This is a genomic window from Candidatus Methylomirabilota bacterium (genome assembly GCA_035315345.1).
Classification (GTDB): domain Bacteria; phylum Methylomirabilota; class Methylomirabilia; order Rokubacteriales; family CSP1-6; genus CAMLFJ01.
The window spans coordinates 1-23756 of record DATFYA010000130.1 but is presented as its reverse complement, the minus strand read 5'-3'; the positions used below and the strand labels follow the sequence as shown (position 1 = coordinate 23756).

Genomic DNA, 23756 nt, shown 5'->3' with positions numbered 1-23756 from the left:
CGCCCCGATGAGCGCTTGCGCGAAGAGGCCAAACCATCAACCGATGTCCTCCACGGAACGCGCTTAGAATGACCCGTCACCGCTGGACCACCACCGCGCTTCGCGCCGCGATCCTCGCCATCGTCACCGCGTGGACGATCTTCCCGATCTACTACATGGTGAGCCTCGCGCTGACTCCGTGGAACGACCTCTTTCGCCCGGTGTACGTGGTGCACCACCCCACGCTCGACAACTTCAAGTTCGTGCTCCTGCAGGAGAGCCCGTTCGTGAAGTATTTCTGGCGCTGGCTTGGCAACAGCCTGCTGGTATCGACCGCGGTGATGCTCGCGGTGCTCGCGGTGGCCGCGCTGGGCAGCTACGCGCTTGGGCGCATCCGCTTCGGATTGGGACGCTACATCTCGGGCATGACCCTGTTCACCTACATCATTCCCGCCTCGTTCCTGTCGATCCCGTTCTTCAAGATCATGGGCGACTATGATCTTCTCGACACCTACTGGGCGCTCATCTTCGCCATGACCACCTTCGCGGCGCCCTACGCCCTGTGGGTGCTCTGGGACTACGCCAAGACCATCCCGAACGAGATCGACGAGTCCGCCGCCATCGACGGAGCCGGGCCGGTCGCGATCTTCTTCCGGATGTACCTGCCCCTGATCACCCCGACCCTGATCGCGGTGGGAACCTACGCGTTCTTCTTCGCCTGGAACGAATACCTATACGCGGTGCTGCTGCTGCAGGGCGAGAAGATGATCACGCTGCCCGTCGGCATGGGGAACTTCCTCACGTCGGACGACTCACCGTGGAACCTGCTGATGGCCCTCTCGGTGATCTACTCGATCCCGCCGGTGATCTTCTACTACATCTTCCGCCGCTACCTCACCCACGGGCTGGTCTCCGGGGCGGTCCAGGGGACCTAGGCGGGGAGATCACGTCCGCAGAACCGGCAGACCCGGGCGTCGGGCTTGATCATCTCGGCGCAGAACGGGCATTTCTTGAGGCCCCGCGCGGCCGGCTGAACCTCGATCTGCTCCAAGCCCGACTTGAGCAGGAGCGCGTGCGGCAGGGCCACGATGAAGAGCAGGAACCCGTAGAGCCACCACGGCGCGAACCGCCGGCCCTTCTTGTGGGCGATCGTCGCGGGGATGAGGCCGAGCAGGGCCGCGACGATCGCGATCTCCATCGGCTACGCGCCCCGCCTCAGCGCCTCCCACACGCGCGCCGGCGTGACGGGCACCTCGAGGACCGAGGCCCCGCGGGAATGCAGCGCGTCCTCGACCGCATTGGCGATGGCCGCGGGCGGCGCGATGATCGCGCTCTCGCCCACGCCCTTGATCCCCAGGTCGTTGCGCGTGGAAGGGAACGCCAGGATCCGCGTCTCGAAGGCGGGCAGATCGGCGGCGGCCGGGATCGCGTAGTCCATCAGGCTGCCGGTGAGCAGCTGTCCCTGGTCGTCGTAGAGCAGGTCCTCCATGAGCGCGGTCCCGATGCCCCCGGCCAGCCCCCCGTGCAGCTGGCCGTCCACCACCACCGGATTGATGGCCCGCCCGCAGTCGTGCACGGCCAGATACTTCAAGATCCGCACGCGCCCGGTCTCCACGTCCACCTCCAGCGCGCACGCCTGGGCTCCGAACGCGAAGGTCACCGTCTCCGGGGCGAAATAGCCGCACGCCTGCAGCCCCGGGCGCGACTCCCGCAGCAGCGTCTTGTTCCGCACCGCCGCGCGCGACAGATCGCCCAGTGCCACCCCGCGCTCGGGCAGCCCGGCCACGTGCGCCCGCCCGCCCGCCAGCACCACGTCGGCCGGCGCGCACTCCAGCATCTCGGAGGCGACCACCCGCGCCTTGCCCGCCACCTCGCGCGCGGTGCGCGCCACCGACGGTCCCGCGTTCGCGGCCACCCGGCTGCCGCCGGTGCCGTTGCCGTAGGGCAGGCGCGTGGTGTCGGCCGCGATCACGAACACGCGGTCGGGATCCACGCCGAGCTCGGCGGCCGCGATCTGCGCCATGGTGGTCTCGTGCGACTGGCCCTGCGAGGAGACGCCGATGTAGACGTGCACCGTGCCGGTCGAGTCGATGCGCACGTCGGCGCTCTCGAACGGCCCCACCCCGGTGCCCTGCACGTAGGCCGCCAGCCCCACCCCGATCGGCCGCGCCCCGCCCGCGCTCTCGCCCTGGCGCCGGCGCCACGTGTCGTACTCGAAGTCGGCGAGCAGCCGGTCGAAGCTGCCGACGTAGTCGGCCGGATCGTAGGCCACCGGCGTCCCATCGCGATAGACCAGCCCGGTGCGGTACGGCATCTCGTCGGGACGGATCATGTTCCGTCGCCGCACCTCGGCCGGATCGAGGCCGAGCGCCCGGGCTCCTCGGTCGAGCAGCCGCTCCACGACGAAGTTGGCCTCGGGCCGTCCCGAGCCTCGATACGCGGCGCCGAAGACCGCGTTGGTCACCACGTTGGCGGCGCTGACCTCGAGGTTCGGGATGCGATAGGGCCCGGGCAGGTGGTTGATCGTGTTGCGCGTCACCACCTCGCCGCTCGACATGTACGCCCCATGCTCCCGGCTGAAGCTGGTCGTCACCGCGGCGATCGTCCCGTCACGCGTGAGCCCCATCCGGGCCACGTGGCGCTGTCCGCGGTCGGGCGATGCGGTGAGGAAGTGCTCGCGGCGCGACTCCGCCCATTTCACCGGCCGGCCGAGCCGCCGGGCCGCGGCCGCGACGATCAGATCCTCGGAATACGCGTGACCCTTTATGCCGAAGCCGCCGCCGGTGTCGACCACCGCGACGCGCACCTGCTCCTCGGCCACTCCGAGCATTCCCGCGATGACCCCTCGGAGCCCGTACGGGCTCTGGCTGGATGTCCAGAGCGTGAAGCGGCCGTCCGGGCCCTCCGGTGTGGCCACGATCCCCCGCGTCTCGATCGGCACACCGTGGACCCGCCCGATGCCGAGCCGCGCCTCCACCACGAGGTCGGCGCCGGCGAGCGCCGACGACGCGTCGCCCACGCGCGCGGTCGAGAGCCCGGCCACGTTGTCGGGCCACCCGTCGAAGACCCGCGGCGCGCCCGGCGCGAGCGCGCGCTCCAGGGTGCCGGCGGCAGGCAGGGGCTCGTAGTCCACCACGACCGCCGCCGCCGCATCCGCGGCCGCGTAGGCATCCTCGGCGATCACCGCGGCCACCACCTCGCCGACGTAGCGGACCAGCGGATCGCCGAAGACCGGCTGGGTGGTCGGCCGGAACCCGGCGGGCGGCGCCATCGAGGGCGGAATGGGCCGGGCGCACTCCGGCAGATCGCGCGCGGTGTAGACCGCGACGACGGAGGGCACCGCGGCGGCGGCCTTCGTGTCGATGGCGCGAACACGCGCGTGCGCGTGGGGGCTGCGCACGAACGCGGCGTGCAGCATGCCGGGGAAGCGGAGGTCTTCCACGTAGCGGCCGCGGCCGGTGACGAAGCGCTCGTCTTCCCTGCGGCGCAGCGGGGAGCCGATCGGCGTGTCCATTCGCGACCGGAGTATACCCTAGACCCCGGCGCGTCCCGACCGCGCCGGCGATTTGACAGGGCCCGCCGCCCTGGGAGAAAGTCGTGAGCCATGCAGACGGTGTTCGAGGCCTTCGTGGCGACCGCGTCGGCCGTGCCCGCGCAGTCGTTCCTCTGCGTGCCGTCCGCGCCCGGCCGCTCGTACCATCCCGACGGCATCGAGCTGACCTACGGAGCGGTGCGCGACGAGGTGCTTCGCACGAAGCGCGCCTACGAGAACGCGGGCTACGGCCACGGGCATCGCGTCGCGCTGCTCTTCGAGAACCGGCCCGAGTTCTTCTTCCACTACCTGGCGCTGAACGCCCTCGGCGCGAGCGTGGTGCCGGTCAATCCCGACTATCGTCACGACGAGCTGGCCTACCAGATGGATCACTCCGAGGCCGATCTCGCGGTCACGATCTCCGAGCGCGTGGGCTCGCTCGAGGCGGTGGCGGCCGAGCGCGCGCGGCCGCTCCCGGTGGTGGACGCGGGCGCCTGGCCCGCGTCGCTGCCGCGGCCCCGTCCGGCGCCCCGGGACGACGCTCCCGGCCTCGGCAGCGAGACCGGCCTGCTCTACACCTCGGGCACCACCGGGCGGCCCAAGGGCTGCGTGCTGAGCAACTTCTACTACCTGAACGCGGGCGACTGGTATCGCCGCCTCGGCGGACGGCTCACCATCGAGCCCGGCCGCGAGCGGTTCCTCAACCCGCTGCCGCTCTTCCACATGAACTGCCTGGCGGTGACCGCCACGTGCGCGATCCTCACCGGAAACTGTCTGATCCTGCCCGAGCGATTCAGCCCGCGGCGCTGGTGGCCCGACGCGGTGGCCACGCGCGCGACGATCATCCACTACCTGGGCGTGATGCCGCCGCTCCTGCTCAACCAGGAGCCGACCCCGGAAGAGAAGGCGCACCACGTGAAGGCCGGCCTCGGCGCCGGCGTCGAGCCCGAGCTGCACGAGGCCTTCGAGGCGCGCTTCGGATTTCCCCTGGTGGAAGTCTGGGGCATGACCGAGACCGGCCGGATCTTCTCCGACTGCCACGAGCCGCGCGCGATCCATACGCGGGCCTTCGGCCGGCCTCACGGCGGATTCGAGGCGCGGGTGGTGGACGAGCAGGACCGCGAGGTCGCGCGGGAGACGGACGGGGAGCTGCTCGTGCGCTGGGGCGGCCCCGAGGGGCCGCGCCACGGCTTCTTCTCGGGCTATCTCAGGAACGACGCCGCGACCGCCGAGGCGTGGCGGGGCGGGTGGTTCCACACCGGCGACGTCGTGCGCCAGACCGCCGACGGCCTGCTGATCTTCGTCGACCGGAAGAAGAACATCATCCGCCGCTCCGGGGAGAACATCGCGGCCGCCGAGGTCGAGGCGGTCCTGCAGGCCCACGAGGCGGTGGCCCAGGTCGCGGTGCTGGCGGTGCCCGACGAGATCCGCGAGGAGGAGGTCATGGCCTGCGTGGTCCCGATGCCGGGCACCGCCGTCGACGCGGCGCTCGCTGGTCGGCTGGCCGACTTCTGCCTGGAGCGCCTCGCCTACTTCAAGGCCCCCGGCTGGGTGCTGTTCGTCGAGAGCCTGCCGACCACCGGCACCCAGAAGGTGCAGAAGGCCCAGATCTTCCCCCGAGGCGAGGATCCCCGCGCCCGGGCCGGCGCCGTCGACCTCCGCGAGCGGAAGAAGCGCCGCTGAGGTCCCGGCGGGCCCGGGCCGCGTCGGCACTCCAGTCGATCGCGGATGCTAAGATGACAGCATGAGTCTGTCCGAGCGCTCCGCGCGGCTGGCCGAGGAGTTGAGGCAGCGCATCCTGGTCCTCGATGGGGCCATGGGGACGATGATCCAGTCCCGCGGCCTGTCCGCGGAGGACTTCGGCGGGGCGAGGTACGAGGGCTGCAACGAGCATCTGAACCTCACGCGACCCGATGTCATCGCCGCCATCCACGATGCGTACCTGGAAGCGGGCGCAGACCTGATCTCGACCAACACCTTCGGCTGCGCCCCCTATGTGCTCGCCGAATATGATCTGGCCGCGCGCTGCCACGATATCACCCTGGCTGCGGCCCGCCTGTGCCGCGAGGCGGCGGATCGGGCTTCGACGCCGCACCGCCCGCGGTTCGCGATCGGGGCGATGGGTCCGGGCACTCGCACGATCACGGTCACCGCCAACGTGAGCTTCGATGAGGTGCGCGAGGGCTACAACCGGCAGGCCCGCGCGCTGATCGAGGGTCGCGTGGACGCCCTCCTGCTCGAGACCTGTCAGGACACGCTCAACGTCAAGGCGGCGGCCATCGGGGTCAAGCAGGCGATGGCCGAAGCGGGCGTGACGCTGCCGCTCATGATCAGCGGCACGGTCGAGCCGATGGGCACGATGCTGGCCGGGCAGGGGGTCGATGCCCTGTACGCCTCGGTCGAGCACCTGGGCCTCTTCTCCATCGGGCTGAATTGCGCGACGGGGCCCGAGTTCATGACCGACCACCTGCGGACGCTCTCGGACGTGGCCACCTGCTTCGTGACCGTCTATCCCAACGCGGGGCTGCCCGACGAGCACGGCCACTACGAGGAGACCGCGGAGAGCCTGGCGCTCAAGATGCGCCGCTTCGTGGACGAATCCTGGGTCAACGTGATCGGCGGTTGCTGCGGGACGACCCCGGATCACACGCGCGCGCTGGCCCGCCTCGTCGAGGGCCGGGCCCCGCGACGGCCGCCCTCCGAGCGCGCGCCCGCGGTGAGCGGGGTCGAGGCGGTGTACCCGAGCGAGGACGTGCGCCCGATCATCGTGGGCGAGCGCACCAACGTCATCGGCTCGCGACGGTTCAAAGAGCTGGTCGTCGAGGAGAAGTTCGAGGAGGCCTCCGAGATCGGGCGGGCCCAGGTCCGCGGCGGCGCGCAGGTGCTCGACGTGTGCCTCGCCAACCCGGACCGCGACGAGGCCGCCGACGTCGACCGTTTCATGGACTTCATCACGCGGAAGGTCAAGGCGCCGCTGATGATCGACTCCACGGACGCGCACGTGCTCGAGCTGGCCCTGCGCAAGTGCCAGGGCAAGGCGCTGGTGAACTCCATCAACCTGGAGGACGGCGAGGAGCGCTTCGAGCGGGTGGTGCCGCTGCTGCACACCTACGGCGGCGCGGTGGTGGTGGGCTGCATCGACGAGGACAAGCAGCAGGGCATGGCGGTGACTCGGCAGCGGAAGCTCGCCATCGCCGAGCGCTCCCACGCGCTCCTGACCGGCAAGTACGGCCTGCCCGAGCGCGACCTGATCTTCGACCCGCTGGTGTTCCCGGTGGGCACCGGCGACGCCAACTACATCGGCTCCGCGGTCGAGACCATCGAGGGCGTGCGGTCAATCAAGGCGCGCTTCCCGCGCTGCAAGACCATCCTCGGCATCTCCAACGTGTCGTTCGGCCTGCCCACCGCGGGCCGCGAGGTGCTGAACGCGGTCTTCCTGTACGAGTGCACCAAGGCCGGGCTCGACTACGCCATCGTGAACAGCGAGCGGCTGGAGCGCTACGCCTCGATCCCCGAGGAGGAACGGGGCCTGGCCCTCGACCTGATCTACTGGCGCGGCCCCGATCCGGTGGCCGCGTTCGCGGCGCACTTCCGCGGCCGCACCAAGACGCGGGAGGCCGCGGTCCAGCTGCCGCTGGACGAGCGGCTCGCCCGCTACATCGTCGAGGGCTCGAAGGAGGGGCTGCTGGACGACCTCGCGCTGAAGCTCGAGGAGCTGAGCGCGCTCGAGATCATCAACGGTCCGCTCATGAAGGGCATGGAGGAGGTCGGCCGGCTCTTCAACGACAATCAGCTGATCGTGGCCGAGGTGCTGCAGTCCGCCGAGGCCATGAAGGCGGCGGTGGCCTATCTCGAGCAGTTCATGGACAAGGACGAGAGCGCGACCCGCGGCACGATCGTGCTCGCCACCGTCAAGGGCGACGTCCACGACATCGGCAAGAACCTGGTCGAGATCATCCTCAAGAACAACGGTTACCGGATCGTGAACCTGGGCATCAAGGTGCCGCCCGAGGATCTCATCGCCGCGTACCACAGCCACAAGCCCGACGCCATCGGCCTCTCCGGGCTGCTGGTGAAGTCGGCCCAGCAGATGGTGGTCACCGCCCAGGACCTGCGCGCCGCCGGGGTCGAGGTGCCGCTCTTCGTGGGCGGCGCCGCGCTGACGCGGAAGTTCACCGCCACGCGAATCGCCAGCGAGTACGGCGGGCTCACCCTCTACGCCAAGGACGCGATGGACGGGCTCGACCTGGCCAACCGGCTCTTCAGCGCGACCACGCGCGACGCGCTGGTCGAGCGCCTCCGCGCCGAGCAGGAGACCCTCCGCGCGGGCGCCGCGACCGTCGAGGCACCCGCGGCGGCGGCTCAGACCGCGGCGCCCCGCCGCTCGTCGGTCTCGCGCTCCGTGCCGGTGCCGACGCCGCCGGACCTGAAGCTCCACGTGCTGCGCGACGTGCCGCTCGGCCACGTCTTCCCGTACCTGAATCTGCAGATGCTGCTGGGCAAGCACCTCGGGGTGAAGGGCTCGGTCACCCGCCTCCTGGAGCAGGGCGATCCGAAGGTCGTGGAGATCAACGAGGCGGTGGAGGCGCTCGAGCGCCTGGCCATCGAGCAGCACATCCTGCGGGCCGACGGGCTCTACCGGTTCTACGAGGCCGGCGTCGAGGGCGACGACCTGGTGCTGCTCGACGGCGGCCGCGAGGTCGGCCGCTTCCGCTTCCCGCGCCAGCCCGCCGGCGAGCGGCTCTGCCTGTCGGACTACGTGCGCGAGCGGGGGAGCGGGGAGGTGGACTACGTCGCGCTGTTCGCGGTCACCTGCGGAGCGGGCGTGCGCGCCCGGGCCGAGCGCTGGAAGGAGGAAGGTCAGTACCTCCGCTCACACGCGCTGCAGGCGCTGGCCATCGAGTCCGCGGAGGCCTTCGCGGAGATGCTCCACGCGCGCCTACGCACCCAGTGGGGCTTCCCGGATCCGCCCGGTCTCGCCCTATCGGACAAGCTGAAGGCCCACTACCGCGGCATCCGGGTGTCGTTCGGGTACCCGGCCTGCCCGAACCTGGCCGACCAGCGCATCCTCTTCGATCTGCTGCAGCCCGAGCAGATCGGGCTCGCCCTGACCGACGGCTTCATGATGGATCCCGAGGCCTCGGTCTCCGCGCTGGTCTTCCACCATCCGGAGGCCAAGTACTTCAAGGCCGACTGACCCGCCTCATCGTTCGATGATGTCGTCCGCTCGCAGCAGGACCGGTTGCGGGACCCTGAGGCCCAGAGCCTTCGCGGTCTTCATGTTGATCACGAGCTCGAACTTCGTCGGTTGTGCCACGGGCAGGTCGGTGGGCTTGGCGCCCTTGAGGATCTTGACCACGTAGACCGCTGTTTGTTTCCACAGCTCCATGCGGCTCGCCCCATACGCCATGAGGCCGCCGTCGTCCGCGTGCAGGCGATACCCGTAGACCGCCGGCAGGTGGCTCCGCATGGCGAGGTCCGCGATTCTTTCTCGCTCGCCGAGGAAGATCGCGTCCAGCAGCACGACGAGCCCATCGGGGCGCTGTCGTGACATTGTCGCGAACGCCTTCTCGATCTCGGCGGAACTACGCGCCCCCACGGGCTCGAGCCGCACTCCCGACACCGCCTGGGCCGCTCGCAGCTGGCTCTCGTTGCCGGGATTGTCCGGATTCCAGAGGACGACCACCCGGGATACCTTGGGGACGACCTCCATGAGCAGCTCGAGCTGCTTCCCCACCAGTGCCTCGGCGATGAGGGTCGATCCCGTGATGTTGCCCCCCGGCCGCGCGATGCTGGCGACGAGCCCGGCCCCCACGGGATCGACCGCTCCGGCGACGACGATGGGTATCGTCCTCGTCGCCCGCTGTGCCGCCTGAGCCGGTGGCACACCGCCGGTCGCGACGATGACGTCGACCTCGGCCCGAACCAGCTCGGCGGCCAGGCGCGACAGCCGCTCGCTTTTCCCCTCCGCCCATCGGTATTCGACCGCGACGTTCTGACCTTCCACGTAGCCGAGCTCGCGGAGTGCCAGCAAGAAGAGGTCGCGACTATGCTGAAGGTCGGGGTCCGACGCCGAGAACGGTGACAGATAGCCTACGCGAGGCACTTTCCCGACTGGCTGGGCATGGGCAACGGATGGCACCGCAAGGATGATTACGGCGGCCACCACGAGCCTGAGTCTGGCCCAGGTCGCGGCTGAACTCCTTCCCCCGAAGGTCGTCATTGCGGGTCCCGCGCCTGTGGTCGGCCTGCCTATTGATCGATGCACCGAGCTAACATCCGCGACGCCGCGCGCTCAGTCAAGCCCGTCGAGAAGAACTGCGCGGCAGGACCGCCGAGAGCGCGGCACCGCGCCGCGCCCCGCGGAGGGCTCGCGCGACTACGTGTACGTTTGCTCCGTGACGCGTTTATCATCCAGAAGCGCACCCACCTTCACGCGCGCCGCGGCGGCCCTCAAGCAGGTGGCCTGATCGGGGGTAGTAAGGCCGAAGCTCAAGGAAGCAAGTGATGATGCGCATGTCATGCCGCTGTCCTCCATGGGTGCGCCATGAAGATGGCCAGAACAGTGACAGTAGCGGCCAGAATGTCGATGTAGAAAACTGGCCCTGCGGTGCCGGGACGTCGGCTGCCCTTCGCCATGTCGCGGGCGTGGCCGACTGCGGCGGCGAGGTAGAAGATCGCACCGGCAACACACGGACCAACGACGTACGGGAGTCCGAACCAAAGGCCTAAGAGCCCCGCAACGCCCGTACCAACCTCGGCCCATCCCAGTTCGATCTGGAAGCCACTGCCGCGCGGCCATCCAATGGAGTCCGCAATCCGGTCAGGAACGAGCACATGTTGCAGGCCCGACAAGAAAGTGGCTGCGCCATAGAAGACCACGCTGAGCCACAAGAGGCCGACGCGGCCCGCGCGTTCGACCGTCACACCACTGTCACCTATCAGGAGATGGGCGACCGCGCCGGCCACGGTCAAACTGAAGGCGACGATCCAAAACATCTTTCAGCCCCTGGTCTCGCTTTGACAGGGGATTCTCATGCCTTCCCTCGCTGGTCAATTGGTGAGATCACCGGGCGCCCAACTATTACTACGTTTCCCCGGTCAAGACGGCAGGAACCGCTCGCGTGCATCCGGGCGCCCGCCGGCGCTTGGGTGTACGTTACTCCGTGATCCGTGTGACCCCGTGTCAGTAGAATCCGAAGGGATCCGAGGCGATGCCAAGTGCTTCCAAGGTCGGACGAGCAGACCCGAGCGGACACGGCAAGCTCGGGACCGAGCGGGCCGGATAGTTCCGGACCGAGTAGACCGCGCCCTCGCATGCCGAGCCCGCTGACCGCGCCCGGGGTGAGTCCTCGCTTCCTCGCGCTGCTGGCCGCCGAGCCGCTCGATCGGAGCCGGGTGCTGGACGTCGGCTGCGGCTCGGGCCGCCTGACGCTGGCGCTGGCGCCGGCCGCGAAGTGGGTGGTGGGCCTCGATCGAGACGCCGCGGCCATCGCGGAAGCGCGCGGCCACGCGCGGGCCGCCTCGCTGACGAACGCGGAATTCCACGAGGCCGACGTCGAGCGCGATGCCTACAGTGCCTGGGAACCCGACCTGGTCACCGCGCATCTCTGCGCCTCGGACGCCATCGTCGAGCGCGCCGCGGCGGCACTTTCGCCGGGCCACTGCCTGGGCATGGTCGCGTTTCACGTGGACCAGTGGAAGGAGACCGGCCGGGTCTCCCGCTTCGCCTACGACGAGGCGCGGATGCGCGACGTGCTCGAGCGCCACGGGTTCGTGGTCGAGGTGCTCGAGGTGGAGCGCGAGGTGCGGCGGTTCTCGTCGGTCGAGGAGGGACTGGCCGCGGCGGTGGGCCTCGAGGACCGCTGGCGCGCCGACGGCCGCTGGTTCCGCTACATCGCGTTCCTGGAGGGCGGGGGGCGCACACTGACGCGCAGCCACCTCCTCGTCAAGGCGCGCCTCGGCTCCCGGCCATGACGCTCGCCGCCACCACGCTCACCGCGTCGGTCAAGGCCCTGGCGCTCGAGCTGGGCTTCGACCTGGTCACGATCGGACCGTGCGAGCCGCCGGAGCACGGCGCCGCCTTCCGCCGCTGGATCGAGGCCGGGCACGCCGGCACCATGGGCTACCTCGGGCGGCGGCTGGAGGAGCGGCTGGACCCGCGGCGGGTGCTGCCGGGCGCGCGCGCCACCGTCTGCGTGGCGCTGAACTACCACCAGGGCGCGCCGCCCGATGACTCGTGGACGCCGGTGGCCCGCTACGCGTGGGGCCGCGACTACCACGACGTCATCGGCCCGCGTCTCACCCGCCTGGCCGCCCATCTCGCCGACGCCGCCGGCGCCCGCAGCCGCGGCTACGTGGACACGGGCCCCGTGCTCGAGCGCGATCTGGCCGCGCGCGCCGGCCTCGGCTGGATCGGCAAGAACACCATGCTGCTCCACCCGGCGCTCGGCTCCTGGTTCTTCATCGGCGTGCTGCTGACCACCGCCGATCTCGACTTCGACGAGCGGCTGGCCGACCGCTGCGGCTCGTGCCGGGCCTGCCTCGACGCCTGTCCAACGGGGGCCTTCGTGGCTCCCTACGTGCTGGACGCCCGGCGCTGCATCTCCTATCTCACCATCGAGCATCGCGGCGAGATCGAGCCGGGGCTCCACGCGGGAATGGCAGGCTGGCAGTTCGGCTGCGACGTCTGCCAGGACGTGTGCCCGTGGAATCGCAAGGCGCCGGTCAGCCGCGAGACCGAATTCAGACCGCGGGAGCATTACCCCGAGGCGGCCGCGCTCGCGAGCATGGACGACGAGGCCATCCGCCAGCGCTTCCGCGGCACCGCCCTGCTTCGAGCGAAGCCTTCGGGGCTGCGGCGCAACGCTTCGATCTATCTGGAGAACGGCACGTGAGGCTCGACATCGGATTGATGACGTTCGACCTGCCGGCCGTGGCCGAGTACGCGCGCCGCGCCGAGGACCTGGGCTTCGGCGCGATCTGGTCGGCCGAGACGCGGCACGACCCGTTTCTGCCGCTGGCGGTCGCGGCCAGCGCAACCACACGGATCGGCCTCGGCACCGCCATCGCGCTGGCGTTTCCGCGCAGCCCGATGATCCTGGCTCACACCGGCTGGGACCTGCAGAAGGCTTCGGGCGGCCGCTTCGTCATGGGTCTCGGCTCTCAGGTGAAGGCGCACAACGAGCGGCGCTTCTCGGTCCCGTGGGAGGCACCGGGCCCGCGCATGCGTGAGGTCGTGGGAGCCCTGCGGGCTATCTGGGATCGCTGGCAGCATCGCACCCCACTGCGCTTCGAGGGCCGCTCCTACCGATTCGACCTCATGACGCCATTCTTCGACCCGGGGCCGATCGACCATCCACGCATCCCGGTGTACCTGGCCGGGGTGAACCCGCGGATGTGCCGCATCGCGGGCGAGGTGGGAGACGGCCTGCACGTGCACTCCTTCCACAGCGCGCGCTACCTGCGCGAGTGCGTGCACCCCGCGGTGGCCGAGGGCCTCGCGCGCGGCGGCCGCTCGCGCGCCGACTTCACCTTCCGTGCTTCCACCATGGTGGTGCTGGGCGACACGGAGGAGGAGCGGCGACGCAACGCGGGCGCGGTGAAGCAGCAGATCGCCTTCTACGCGTCCACGCGAACGTACCAACCGGTGCTGGCCGCGCACGGCCTCGAGGACCTCGTCCCCCGGCTGCACCAGAAATCGCTCGCGGGGGACTGGGCCGGCATGACCGACCTCATCTCCGACGAGACGCTGGACCTCTTCGCGGTGACCGGGCCCTTCGAGGAGATCGGCGATCGCATCCGCGAGCGCTATCGCGGCCTCTACGACCGCACCCAGCTCTACCCGTCGTTCCAGCCGCCGCTCGACGATCCCCGATGGCCGAAGGTGCTGGCCGCCTTCGAGCGCGCCGGAGGGGCTATGCTACAATCCGACCGCGAGAGGAGAGAGGCATGGCCATCCTGAAGGTCGCCCGTCTTGGACATCCGGTGCTCCGGCAGCGCGCGCTCCCGGTGCCGATCGGCGAGATCCGCGCCGCCGAGACCCAGCGCCTGATCGACGACATGGTGGAGACCATGCGCGAGTACAACGGGGCCGGGCTCGCCGGCAACCAGGTGCACGCGCTCAAGCAGATCTGCGTGATCGAGGTGCACGGCAACCCGCGCTATCCCGACGCTCCCGCCATTCCCCTCACGGTGCTGATCAATCCGGTGGTGACCCCCCTGACCGAGGAGAAGGAAGACGGCTGGGAGGGCTGCCTCTCGGTGCCCGACATGCGGGGCGTGGTCCCGCGCTTCGGCAGCGTGCGGCTGGAGGCGCGCGACCGCGACGGCGGCAAGATCGAGGTGGTAGCCAAGGAGTTCTTCGCCCGGGTCGTCCAGCACGAGACCGATCACCTGAACGGCGTGGTCTACCTCGATCGCATGCGCGACTTCACGACCCTGACCCATCTCGCCGAGTGGAACAAGTACTGGCTCGGCGCCGAGGAGCAGGACGACTAGGAGCAGCCGGGCGATGAAGGTGGTCGCCGTCGTCCGGGATCTCTTCTTCGTCGCCCGCATCCGCGAGACCGCGCGCCTCGTGGGCACCCCGCTCAGCTTCGCCCGCACGCCCGAGGAGCTCGACGCGATTCTCGGCCCGTCGTCGCCGGGGTCCGCCGATTTAGCTATCGTGGATCTTACGATGAATGATTGGGACTACGACGCCATCTTCGCGGCCCTCGATGCGGCCCCCGCGGTCGCGGTGCTGGGGTTCACCACCCACGCCCTCGCCCGCGCAACCCAGCCGTTGCACGCGCGCTGCCGCCGAGTGGTCACCAAGGAAGCCTTGACCCGGGAGCTGCCCGATCTCCTGCAGCGCGGGCTCGCCGCATGACCGCCGAGGAATTCGTCGCCCGGCTCGACGAGGCCAACCAGGCGGTGCTGCGCCGGCTGGAGCCGGACGCGACGCTCAAGCCGGAGGTCTCCGGCGCGTTGACCGTGACCAATCTCCTGAAGGTCGCCCTGAAGAACGAGATCGAGGCCACCGAGATCGCGGCCCGCTGGCTGGTCGGCACGAGCGACGTCGAGGTGAAGATGGCCTTCGCGCGCCAGGCCGGCGACGAGGCCAAGCACTACCGGATGATCGCCGACCGCCTGGGCGAGCTGGGCTTCGACGCGCGCGGCTTCGATCCGCTCGCTCAGGGCTTCGGGCCCCTGTTCAACTATCTCGACGCGCTCGAGACCACCGTGGAGCGCGTGGCGGCGGGGCAGTTCACCCGGGAGGCCATCGCGGTGGTGAAGAACCGCCAGTTCATCGAGTTCTGCGATCGCGCGGGCGACGCCATGACGGCGACCCTCTACCGCGAAATCATCGAGCCCGACGAGCGCTTCCATCACCAGCTCGGCCGGTCGCTCCTCCTCAAGCTGGCGACGACACCGGGGGCGCAGGAGGCGGCGCGGCGCGCGGCGGTTCGCACGCTGACGCTCGCCGAGGAGCTGCAGGGGGCGGCGCTGCGCACCGCGGGCATCCACCACGCCCCCGGCTGTTGATGGATCCAGACCCCTCGCTGGCCGAGTTCACCGCCGCGGTCCGACGTCCCGATCCGGAGGTTCCGCTGGCCCGAGCCGCACTGCTCATCGCGGCGGCCGAGCAGCCCGGCCTCGACGTGGACGGGTACCTGAGCCACTTGAATGGGCTGGCCGACGCGGCCGAGCCCGCCCGACGCGCGGGCGACGCCCTGTCGCGCCTGCATCGGCTGCGCGAGTTCCTGTTCGAGGAGATGGGGTTCGCGGGCGACCGCGCCGACTACTACGACCCGCGCAACAGCCACCTCAACGAGGTGCTGGATCGCCGCGTCGGCATCCCCATCACGCTCTCGCTCGTGCTGATCGAGACGGGTCGGCGGCTCGGCCTCGAGATGGAGGGCATCGGGCTGCCCGGCCACTTCATCACCGGCGCGCGCATCGCGGGGGAGCACGTGCTGCTCGACCCCTTCAATCGCGGCGCGATCCTCACCGTGGAGACCTGCGGCCAGGTGGTGAATCGCGCGCTCGGCCGGCCGGTGCGTCTCACGCCGGCTCACTTCGCGCCGGTGGACAACCGCCACTTCCTCGCGCGCATGCTGGCCAATCTCAAGGGCATCTACTGGCGGCAGGAGGCGTGGGACAAGGTGGTGCGGGTCATCGACCGGCTCCTCGCGCTCGATCCCACCGCGGCGGGCGAGCGGCGCGACCGTGGCACCGCGTGGAGCAGCATGGGCCGGCTCGAGCGCGGGGTGGCCGACTGGGAGCGCTATCTCACCGAGTTCCCCGACGCGGGCGACCACGAGCAGGTGCGCAGCCAGCTTCGCCGCGTGCGCCAGAAGCTGGCCCGGCTGAACTAGCCCCATGCGAGTGCAGGGCGGCACCAACCTCTACGGCTTCTCGGTCGGCATCCTCATGCTCGACACCCGCTTCCCGCGGATCCCGGGGGACATGGGCAACGCGGGCACGTTCGACTTCCCGGTGCGCTACCACCGCGTGACCGGCGCCTCGCCCGATCGGGTGGTGCGCCAGGGCCAGCGCGAGCTGCTGCCCGCCTTCATCGAGGGCGCGCGCTTCCTCGAGCGCGAGGGCGTGCGGGCGGTGACGACCAACTGCGGTTTTCTGGCCAAGTTCCAGCCCGAGATGGCGGCGGCGGTGGCGATCCCGGTGTTCACGTCGAGCCTGATGCTGGTGCCGCTGGTGCAGCGCATGCTGCCCCCCGGCCGCGCGGTCGGCGTGCTCACCGTCGACTCCACGTCGCTCGGGAGCGAGCACCTGGCGGGCGCGGGCATATCCCCGGACACGCCGCTGGTCGTCGCGGGACTCGAGGGTGAGAAGGAGTTCACCCGCGTGCTGCTCGACGATCTCCTCTCACTGGACGTGGAGGCCGCGCGCCAGGAGCACCTCACGGTGGCCCGGCGGATGGTCGCCCGGAACCCCGAGGTCGGCGCGATCGTGCTCGAGTGCACCAACATGCCGCCCTACCGAGCCGACATCCAGGCCGCCACCGGCCTGCCCGTCTTCGACATCACCACGCTGGTCCGCATGGTGCACGAGTCGCTGCGGCACGGCTTGTCGCCGCGTCCCGAGTGAGCACGCGGCCCGCGTGACCCAGACCGCCGACGTCATCATCGTCGGAGCCGGCATCATCGGCGGGTCGGTGGCGTTTCACCTGCTCGAGCGCGATCCCCGGCTGCGGGTGGTGATGCTGGAGAAGGAGGCCCTACCGGGAACCGGCGCCACCTCGAAGGCCACCGGGGGCGTGCGCTTCCAGTTCTCCACCGAGGCCAACGTGCGTCTCACGCAGCTCTCCTATCGCTACTTCACGCACGACCGCGAGATCCTCGGCTGCTCGGTGGACTTCATCCGCCATGGCTACCTCTTCGTCACGACCTCCGAGGATACCCTCGAGCAGGGGCGGCGCAGCGTGGGCCTGCAGCGCGGCCTCGGCGTGCCGAGCGAGGTGCTCACCCCGGCCCAGATCCAGACGCACCTGGCCCCGCTGATCACCGACGATCTGGTGGGTGGGACGTTCTGCGCCGACGACGGCTCGGCCGATCCGTACTCGATGCTCCAGGGCTTCCTCTCGGTCGCGAAGGGTCGGGGCCTTCGGCTGCTGACCGATCACGCGGTCACCGGCCTCGTGCTGAACGGCGAGCGCGTCACCGGCGTGCGCACGCGCCGGGGCGACTGGAGCGCGCCGGTCGTGATCGACTGCGCGGGGCCACACGCCGACGAGATCGGCGCGATGGCGGGCGTCGACATCCCGTCGCGGCCGTACCGTCGGCAGGTGATGGTCACCGAGCCACTGCCGAGCCTGCCCGCGGTCTTTCCGCTGATCGTCGACCTGGACACCGGCTTCTACGTCCACCGGCAGGGGCTGAGCGCGGTGCTGATGGGCGGGACGGACAAGGACCTCCAGCCGGGACACGACACCACGGTGGACTGGGGGGCCTTCGACGCGGTCTTCCGCGCGGCCGCGCGCCGCGTGCCGCCGCTCGCGGAGGCCCAGGTGATGCGCGCCTACGCGGGCGTGCGCGATCTCACCCCCGACTACCACGGCATCCTCGGGCCGGCGCGCGAAGCGCCCGGCCTCTACGTGGCCTGCGGATTCTCCGGCCACGGCTTCATGCACGCGCCCGCGATCGGGATCCTCATGACCGAGATCCTGCTTGACGGCCGCGCCGGCAGCATGGATATTGACGCATTGTCCCTCGACCGCTTCGCCGCGGGAAGACTGCGCGCCGAAGCCAACATGTTCTGAGCTCTCACAGGAGGCGGTGCCGATGCTGAAGCGTTTGGGGCTCGTGGTGATGACTCTGGCCCTCGTGGCCGCGCTGGCCGGTAGCGCGACCGCCCAGCAGTCGCTGACCTGGACCGCGGGGGCGGTGGGCGGCGGCTGGTACACGATCTCGGGCGGCATGGCCGAGCTGCTGCGCGAGAAGGCCGGGCTCAACGTCAAGGTGATCCCGGGCGGCGGCACCCAGAATCCTCTGCTGGTGGAGAAAGGCGACGCCGAGCTCGGCATGGGGCTGCCGCCGCTGCTGGGCGCGGCCTACCGCGGCGAGGATCCGTATCCCGGCCAGAAGATGGAGAAGCTGCGCGCGCTCGCCGGCAACATGAGCCTGAACACCTTCCATTTCTACGTCGCGGCCGACTCGCCGTTCGCCAAGATGACCATGGAGGAGATCTTCAAGACCAAGAAGCCGATGCGCCTGGCCATCTCCAAGCCCGGCTCCTCCGACGTCTGGGTCTTCGAGAAGATCATGGAGTTCTACGGCTACTGCCAGCCCGGCAAGAGCGCGGACTGCTACAAGACCTGGGAGGCGGCCGGGACCAAGTTCTTCCGCGGCTCGTACTCGGAGCAGGCGGGCGCGTTCAAGGACCGCAACGTGGACGGGACCTTCACCTTCCTGGCGCTGCCCGGCGCCTCGATCACCGAGGCCTCGGTGGGCCGCGAGCTGAAGATCCTCGCCTTCCCGAAGCCGCTGCTGGAATACCTGGGCAAGTTCGGCATGGGCGAGGGGGTGATCCCGCCCGGCACCTATCCCAAGGCGGTCAACGGCAACGAGCCGGTGGTCTCCGCCACCATGGGCACCACCATCACGGTCTCGAGCGCGATGTCGAACGACCTGGCCTACAAGATCACCAAGGCGCTGAACGACAACGCGGACCGCGTGCGGAAGATCCACGGCAGCCTCGCCGACTACGATCCGTCGAAGGGCTATCTCTTCCTGGGCGTGGCCCTGCACCCCGGTGCGGAGAAGTACTACCGCGAGAAGGGATGGCTCAAGTAGCCGCGCCCGTCGGGGCCTGACGCGTCGGAGGCGGGAGGATCAGAAAGCTCGACGGGTGGGTCTACTGGGCGGCCGGCGCCTACGCGGTGGCGGCCGCCCTCTTCCATTTCTACACCGCGGGATACGGCACGCTCGAGCCCCGCCTCCAGCGCGCGGTCCACCTGCTGTTCCTCATCCCGCTCGCGTTCCTCGCGTTCCCGTTCAACTCCCGCTCGCCGAAGACGCGGCCGAGCGCCTTCGACTGGCTCTGGGCCGCCATCACCGCGGTGGCGAGCCTCTATCACATATGGAACGCGGACCGGCTGAATCACCGCTGGGAGGGCGCCTCCCCCGTGCTGCCCATCGAGGTGATCATCGGCAGCGTCATGGCCGTCCTGGTCATCGAGGCGTGCCGCCGATCGCTCTCGCCGTGGATGGCGGTCACCATCTCGGTCTCGCTCCTCTACCTGGCCACCAGTCAGTGGATCCCGGGCCTGTTCAACTTCAAGGGCTACTCGTTCCCGCGCATGGTCGAGTTCGTCTACCTGGCGGGCGACGAGGGCATGTACGGCTTCCTCACCGGCATCTCCTCCAACATCCTGTTCATCTACGTGCTCTTCGCCGCGGTCATGATGAAGGCGGGCGTCGGCGAGTTCGTCATCGACGTGGCGGTGCGCCTGGCCGGCTGGGCCCGGGGAGGCCCGGCCAAGATCGCGGTCATCGCCTCGGCCCTCTTCGGCACCATCTCCGGCTCCACGGTGGCCAACGTGTACGCCACCGGCTCCTTCACGATCCCGCTCATGAAGAAGGGCGGCTACAGCGCCAAGAACGCGGCCGCCATCGAGGCCATCGCGGGCACCGGCGGGCAGATCATGCCGCCGGTCATGGGCGCCGGCGTGTTCATCATGTCGGAGGTCACCGGCATCTCCTACTTCGACATCATCAAGGCGGCGGCCATCCCGGCCATCCTCTACTACGTCGGCCTCATGGCCATGGTGCACTTCCTGGCCCTCCGCTACGGCATGCGGCCGGTGCCGCGCTCCGAGCTGCCCTCCTGGAAGCCGGTGCTGCGGCACGCCTACTTCGCGATCCCGTTCGCGCTCATCGTCTACCTGCTGGCCGAGGGCTACTCGCCGACCGGCGCGGCCTTCTACACCATCGTGGTGACCTTCGTGCTCTCGTTCCTCGACCGCCAGACCTGGATGACGCCGCGAAAGTGCTGGGAGGCCCTCACCGAGGCGTCGTACTCGGCGGCCACCATCGCGGTGGCGCTGGCCGGCTCGGGCATGATCGTCGGGGTGCTGACCCGTACCGGGGCTGCGCTCGCCTTCAGCGGCGTGGTGGTGCAGGCCGCCGGCGGGGTGCTCTTCGTCGCGATGCTGCTGGTGTTCGTGGTGGTGTCCGTGCTCGGCACCGGCATCCCCACCACCGCGGCGTACGTCATCTCGGTCACCGTCGGCGCCGCCGCCATGGGCAACCTGGGCGTGGGCCTGCTCGCCGCGCATCTCTTCGTCTTCTACTACGCGGTGCTGTCGGACCTCACCCCGCCCGACGCGGTCACCGCCTTCGCGGCCGCGAACATCGCGGGCGCCGACATGTTCGCCACCGGCATCGAGGCCTTCCGCCTGGGGGTCGCCGGCTTCTTCGTGCCGTTCGCGTTCGTGTACCACCAGGAGCTGCTGCTCAAGGGCGAGTGGCCGCAGATCATCCTGGTGTCGGCCATGGCCGCGCTCTCCGCGATCGCGCTGGCCTCGTGCGTGGTGGGGCATGCGTGGGGGCCGGTCTCCGGCTGGCTCCGCTGGCTGTGCCTGGCCGCGGCCGCGCTCATGATCTCGCGCCGTGGCCCGGTGCAGGCGCTGGGGCTGGCCCTGTACGCCGGGATCCTGGTGCTCAGCGCCCGACGGCGCGCCGAGCTCGCGGTCAGCCGCGGCTGAGGCGGTCCAGCAGGGTCGCGTCCGCGGGCGGGAACTCGTAACGACGGAGGTCGGCGGGACGCACCCACGCCAGCTCCTGCCCCTCGAGCGGCCGCGCCTCGCCCTCGATCGCGCAGCGGAAGAACGACAGGCGCACCCGCTTCTCGGGATAGCTCCAGTCCACCCGCTCCAGGAGCGGCCCCACCGTCACGCGCACGCCCAGCTCCTCGGCGATCTCCCGCGCGAGCGCCGCCTCCGGGCTCTCGTTGGCGTTCTGCTTGCCGCCCGGGAACTCCCACAGGCCGCCGAGATGCAGCGCCGCCGGCCGCCGGGCGATCAGGATCAACCCGTCCCGCTCGATCACCCCAGCCACGACGCACACGAAGCCCTCTCCCCTCCGGGGAGAGGGCAGGGTGAGGGGATCCCCGCTCACGACGCGGTCCACCCGCCGTCCACCGCGAGCGTCGCGCCGGTCACGTACCGCGCCCCGTCGGAGGCCAGGTAGAGACACGCGGCGGCGATGTCGTCGACGTGACCGGCGCGGCCGATCGGGATCCGGCGCTCGAGCATCCCGCGGCGGAAGTCGCTCACGCCCTGGCTGATGACGGTGTCGATCGTGCCGGGCGCGACCACGTTCACCCGGATGCCGTCCTTCACCAGCTCGACCGCCGCGGCGCGGGCCAGCGCGTTGAGCCCGCCCTTGGAGGCGACGTAGGGGGAGAAGAACGGCGCGGCCGCCTCGCCCAGCGCGGAGCCGATGTGGATGATCGACCCGCCGCCCCGCGCGCGCATGGGAGCGATCACCATGCGGGTCAGGACGAAGGCCCCGACCAGGTTGATGCGCAGCACCTCCGCGAAGTCGGCGGCCGATATCTCGCCGAGCGGGGCGTTGAGGCGGACCGCCGCGGAGTTGACCAGCACCTCCACGCCGCCCCACCGGCCGCATGCGTCGTCCACCAGGCGGGCCACGTCTCCCTCCACGCCGGCGTCGCCCGCGACCGCGCGCGCGATCCCGCCGGTCGCGGTGATCGCCTCTACCGCCTCGCGCAGCGGCTCGGCCCGGCGGCCGAACACCGCGACCCGCGCGCCCTCGCGCGCGAAGGCCAGCGCGATGGCGCGCCCGATGCCGGTGCCGCCGCCGGCCACGATCGCGGTCTTGCCCTCAAGCGTGCGCACGAGCGCCTCGCCCGCGGCCGCGCGTCGTCCGGTACGTCGCGCAGAAGCGGTTCATGGGGCAGCGGCGGCAGCGCGGCGCCCGGGCGGTGCACCACGTGGCCCCGAAGTCCATCAGGGCCTGGTTGTAGTCGTACGCCTTCCGCGGCGGCACGAGGGCGCCGGCGAGATCCCAGATCGTCTTCTGGCCCCGCAGGCGTCCGAGACGCCGCGGCCCGAGGAACACCCGGCCGAGGACGCGCCGCACGTTGGTGTCCACGATGGGCACCGCGCGGCCGTACGCGAAGCATCGCACCGCCCCCGCGGTGTAGCGGCCGATGCCGCGCATGCCGCGCAGCAGGGCGTCGTCGTCGGGGAGACGGCCGCCGTAGCTCGCGACCGCCTCGCAGGCGATGCCGCGCAGGTTGATCGGGCGGATGTTGTAGCCGAGCGGGTACCAGAGGCGCGCGACCTCCTCCGGAGTCGAGCCGGCGAGGCTCTGGAGCGTCGGATACCGGTCCAGGAACTCGTGATACTTCGGGATCACCCGATCGACCTGGGTCTGCTGAAGCATGATCTCGGAGACGAGGATGCGGTACGGATCCTCGGTGCGCCGCCACGGCAGGTCGCGGCGATGCCGCCCGTACCAGGCGAGCAGACGGCGGCGAAATCGCGAGCGGGCGGGCGGGGCGGGCAATCCGGTCGGCGACACGGGCGCCATTGTGTACGAGGTGCCGGGCGCCCCGCAAGTTGACAGCGCTCTCCCGCGCGTCAACAATACGTTCACCATGTCCGACGTCGCCCGCGAATATCGTGCCGCCCGCGAAGCGGTCGTGCTCTTCGACCGCTCGAGCCTGGGGAAGGTGACCGTCACCGGCCGCGATCGACTGGCGTTCCTGCAGGGCATGCTCACCAACGACGTGAAGGGACTCCAGCCCGGGCAGGGCGCGCCCGCCGCGTTCCTCGACGCTCACGGCAAGGTGATGACTCTGCTGGTGGTCTACGCGGCGACCGACCAGGTGCTGATCGAATTACCCGCGGACATGACCGAGAAGACGCTCCAGACCCTGGATCACTACCTCATCTCCGAGAAGGCCTACTTCGAGGCGGCCGACACCGCCTTCGCGATCCTGTCGTTGCAGGGTCCGGCCGCCCGCGCGCTGCTGGAGGGCCTGAGCGGCGGCGCGATCGACCTGGCTCCGTACGCGCACGCGGAGGTCGGAATGGACGCCGGGCCGGTGCGTGTGATCAACCGCGCCGAGGGGCCGGGACCCGGGTTCCACTGCTGGGTGGCCGCGGACCGGGCGGAGGCGCTGCGTGGCGCCCTCGTGGGAGCGGGCGCGGTGCCGGCGGGCCCCGAGACGCTCGACGTGCTGCGGGTCGAGGCCGGCCAGCCCTGGTATCCGCGCGACGTCGACGACTCGGTGATCCTGCCCGAGACGCGCCTCGAGTCGCTCGTCAGCTACACGAAGGGGTGCTACATCGGCCAGGAGACCGTCGCGCGGGTGAAATACCGCGGGCACGTGAACCGGGCGCTGAGCGGCCTCGTGATCGAAGGCGATCGCATTCCCGAGGCGGACGCGCGGGTGACCGCGGAGGGCAAGGACATCGGCCGCGTGACCTCGGCGGTGCGCTCGATCGCTCTCGGCCGGCCGATCGCGCTGGGCTACGTGCGCCGCGAGCACTTCGAGCCGGGTAGCCCGGTGACGGTGGCGGATGCCGCCGGCGAGCAGCCGGCCCGCGTGGTCGCGCTGCCGTTCGTCCCGGGCTCCTGACGGGCACCGGCCCCGTGCCCTCGTCGCGCCCCGCGAACCGCCTCGCCTCGGAGACGAGCCCCTACCTCCTGCAGCATGCCCACAACCCGGTGGACTGGTATCCGTGGGGCCCCGAGGCCTTCGAGCG

Annotated in this window: 23 protein-coding genes; 16 read left to right on the top strand and 7 right to left on the bottom strand. The window is 70.4% G+C overall.

The window, feature by feature from the left end; genetic code table 11:
* The first annotated feature begins 68 nt into the window (after nt 1-68).
* Nucleotides 69-914 (top strand): carbohydrate ABC transporter permease, encoded by an 846-nt coding sequence (locus tag VKN16_17775; protein HME96059.1) that lies wholly within the window; start codon nt 69-71, stop codon nt 912-914.
* On the opposite strand, the gene VKN16_17770 is transcribed toward VKN16_17775, so the two are convergent.
* Nucleotides 911-1177, bottom strand: a complete 267-nt coding sequence (locus VKN16_17770; GenBank protein HME96058.1) for a zinc ribbon domain-containing protein — start codon at nt 1175-1177, stop codon at nt 911-913. The two genes, VKN16_17775 and VKN16_17770, sit on opposite strands and share 4 nt — an antisense overlap.
* A 3-nt stretch (nt 1178-1180) precedes the next feature.
* Nucleotides 1181-3493, bottom strand: a complete 2313-nt coding sequence (locus VKN16_17765) for a xanthine dehydrogenase family protein molybdopterin-binding subunit (protein ID HME96057.1) — start codon at nt 3491-3493, stop codon at nt 1181-1183.
* Nucleotides 3494-3583: 90 nt separating this feature from the next.
* Here VKN16_17765 and VKN16_17760 point away from each other — a divergent pair, with 90 nt between their 5' ends.
* Both VKN16_17760 and metH read left to right on the top strand, forming a co-directional pair.
* Nucleotides 3584-5194 carry an AMP-binding protein gene (locus VKN16_17760; protein HME96056.1) on the top strand — a complete coding sequence of 537 codons (1611 nt, stop codon included), beginning with the start codon at nt 3584-3586 and terminating at the stop codon, nt 5192-5194.
* A gap of 61 nt (nt 5195-5255) precedes the next feature.
* A complete protein-coding gene (metH, locus tag VKN16_17755; GenBank protein HME96055.1) occupies nt 5256-8708 on the top strand; it encodes a methionine synthase in 3453 nt (1150 codons plus the stop codon).
* A gap of 6 nt (nt 8709-8714) precedes the next feature.
* On the opposite strand, the gene VKN16_17750 is transcribed toward metH, so the two are convergent.
* Nucleotides 8715-9734, bottom strand: coding sequence for an ABC transporter substrate-binding protein (locus tag VKN16_17750; protein ID HME96054.1), 1020 nt, complete (start codon nt 9732-9734; stop codon nt 8715-8717).
* Between the two features lie 296 nt (nt 9735-10030).
* Nucleotides 10031-10510, bottom strand: coding sequence for a DUF6790 family protein (locus VKN16_17745; GenBank protein HME96053.1), 480 nt, complete (start codon nt 10508-10510; stop codon nt 10031-10033).
* A gap of 318 nt (nt 10511-10828) precedes the next feature.
* On the opposite strand from VKN16_17745, the gene VKN16_17740 reads away from it, so the two are divergent.
* The 11 genes from VKN16_17740 to VKN16_17690 are packed head-to-tail and all read left to right on the top strand — an operon-like array spanning nt 10829 to nt 20723.
* A complete protein-coding gene (locus VKN16_17740; protein ID HME96052.1) occupies nt 10829-11488 on the top strand; it encodes a methyltransferase domain-containing protein in 660 nt (219 codons plus the stop codon).
* On the top strand, nt 11485-12408 hold the full coding sequence (gene queG, locus VKN16_17735) for a tRNA epoxyqueuosine(34) reductase QueG (GenBank protein ID HME96051.1): 924 nt from the start codon (nt 11485-11487) through the stop codon (nt 12406-12408). The genes VKN16_17740 and queG overlap by 4 nt, the downstream gene beginning before the upstream one ends.
* Nucleotides 12405-13475 (top strand): TIGR03617 family F420-dependent LLM class oxidoreductase, encoded by a 1071-nt coding sequence (locus VKN16_17730; GenBank protein HME96050.1) that lies wholly within the window; start codon nt 12405-12407, stop codon nt 13473-13475. The genes queG and VKN16_17730 overlap by 4 nt, the downstream gene beginning before the upstream one ends.
* Entirely contained in the window at nt 13463-14011 is a 549-nt protein-coding gene (def, locus tag VKN16_17725) for a peptide deformylase (GenBank protein ID HME96049.1), read from the top strand. The genes VKN16_17730 and def overlap by 13 nt, the downstream gene beginning before the upstream one ends.
* A 13-nt stretch (nt 14012-14024) precedes the next feature.
* Complete coding sequence (locus VKN16_17720; protein HME96048.1) at nt 14025-14384, top strand: hypothetical protein; 360 nt, start codon at nt 14025-14027, stop codon at nt 14382-14384.
* Nucleotides 14381-15040, top strand: a complete 660-nt coding sequence (locus tag VKN16_17715) for a ferritin-like domain-containing protein (GenBank protein HME96047.1) — start codon at nt 14381-14383, stop codon at nt 15038-15040. Before VKN16_17720 ends, VKN16_17715 begins: the two co-directional genes overlap by 4 nt.
* Nucleotides 15040-15873, top strand: coding sequence for a tetratricopeptide repeat protein (locus VKN16_17710; protein ID HME96046.1), 834 nt, complete (start codon nt 15040-15042; stop codon nt 15871-15873). The genes VKN16_17715 and VKN16_17710 overlap by 1 nt, the downstream gene beginning before the upstream one ends.
* Nucleotides 15874-15877: 4 nt before the next feature.
* A complete protein-coding gene (locus tag VKN16_17705; GenBank protein HME96045.1) occupies nt 15878-16606 on the top strand; it encodes an aspartate/glutamate racemase family protein in 729 nt (242 codons plus the stop codon).
* A gap of 13 nt (nt 16607-16619) precedes the next feature.
* The gene (locus VKN16_17700; protein ID HME96044.1) at nt 16620-17777 is read left to right on the top strand and encodes an FAD-dependent oxidoreductase; all 1158 of its coding nucleotides are present in this window, start codon (nt 16620-16622) and stop codon (nt 17775-17777) included.
* 22 nt (nt 17778-17799) lie between these two features.
* Nucleotides 17800-18810, top strand: coding sequence for a TAXI family TRAP transporter solute-binding subunit (locus VKN16_17695; protein ID HME96043.1), 1011 nt, complete (start codon nt 17800-17802; stop codon nt 18808-18810).
* A gap of 38 nt (nt 18811-18848) precedes the next feature.
* Complete coding sequence (locus tag VKN16_17690) at nt 18849-20723, top strand: TRAP transporter fused permease subunit (protein ID HME96042.1); 1875 nt, start codon at nt 18849-18851, stop codon at nt 20721-20723.
* Here VKN16_17690 and VKN16_17685 read toward each other — a convergent pair.
* The 3 genes from VKN16_17685 to VKN16_17675 are packed head-to-tail and all read right to left on the bottom strand — an operon-like array spanning nt 20710 to nt 22566.
* Nucleotides 20710-21135, bottom strand: a complete 426-nt coding sequence (locus VKN16_17685) for a (deoxy)nucleoside triphosphate pyrophosphohydrolase (protein ID HME96041.1) — start codon at nt 21133-21135, stop codon at nt 20710-20712. The genes VKN16_17690 and VKN16_17685 overlap by 14 nt on opposite strands.
* On the bottom strand, nt 21132-21878 hold the full coding sequence (locus tag VKN16_17680) for an SDR family oxidoreductase (GenBank protein HME96040.1): 747 nt from the start codon (nt 21876-21878) through the stop codon (nt 21132-21134). Before VKN16_17680 ends, VKN16_17685 begins: the two co-directional genes overlap by 4 nt.
* Complete coding sequence (locus VKN16_17675) at nt 21865-22566, bottom strand: A/G-specific adenine glycosylase (GenBank protein ID HME96039.1); 702 nt, start codon at nt 22564-22566, stop codon at nt 21865-21867. The genes VKN16_17680 and VKN16_17675 overlap by 14 nt, the downstream gene beginning before the upstream one ends.
* A 76-nt stretch (nt 22567-22642) precedes the next feature.
* Here VKN16_17675 and VKN16_17670 point away from each other — a divergent pair, with 76 nt between their 5' ends.
* Nucleotides 22643-23629, top strand: a complete 987-nt coding sequence (locus VKN16_17670; protein HME96038.1) for an aminomethyltransferase family protein — start codon at nt 22643-22645, stop codon at nt 23627-23629.
* A 14-nt stretch (nt 23630-23643) separates the two neighbouring features.
* On the top strand, nt 23644-23756 hold a 113-nt coding region (locus VKN16_17665; GenBank protein ID HME96037.1), incomplete at its 3' end, for a DUF255 domain-containing protein.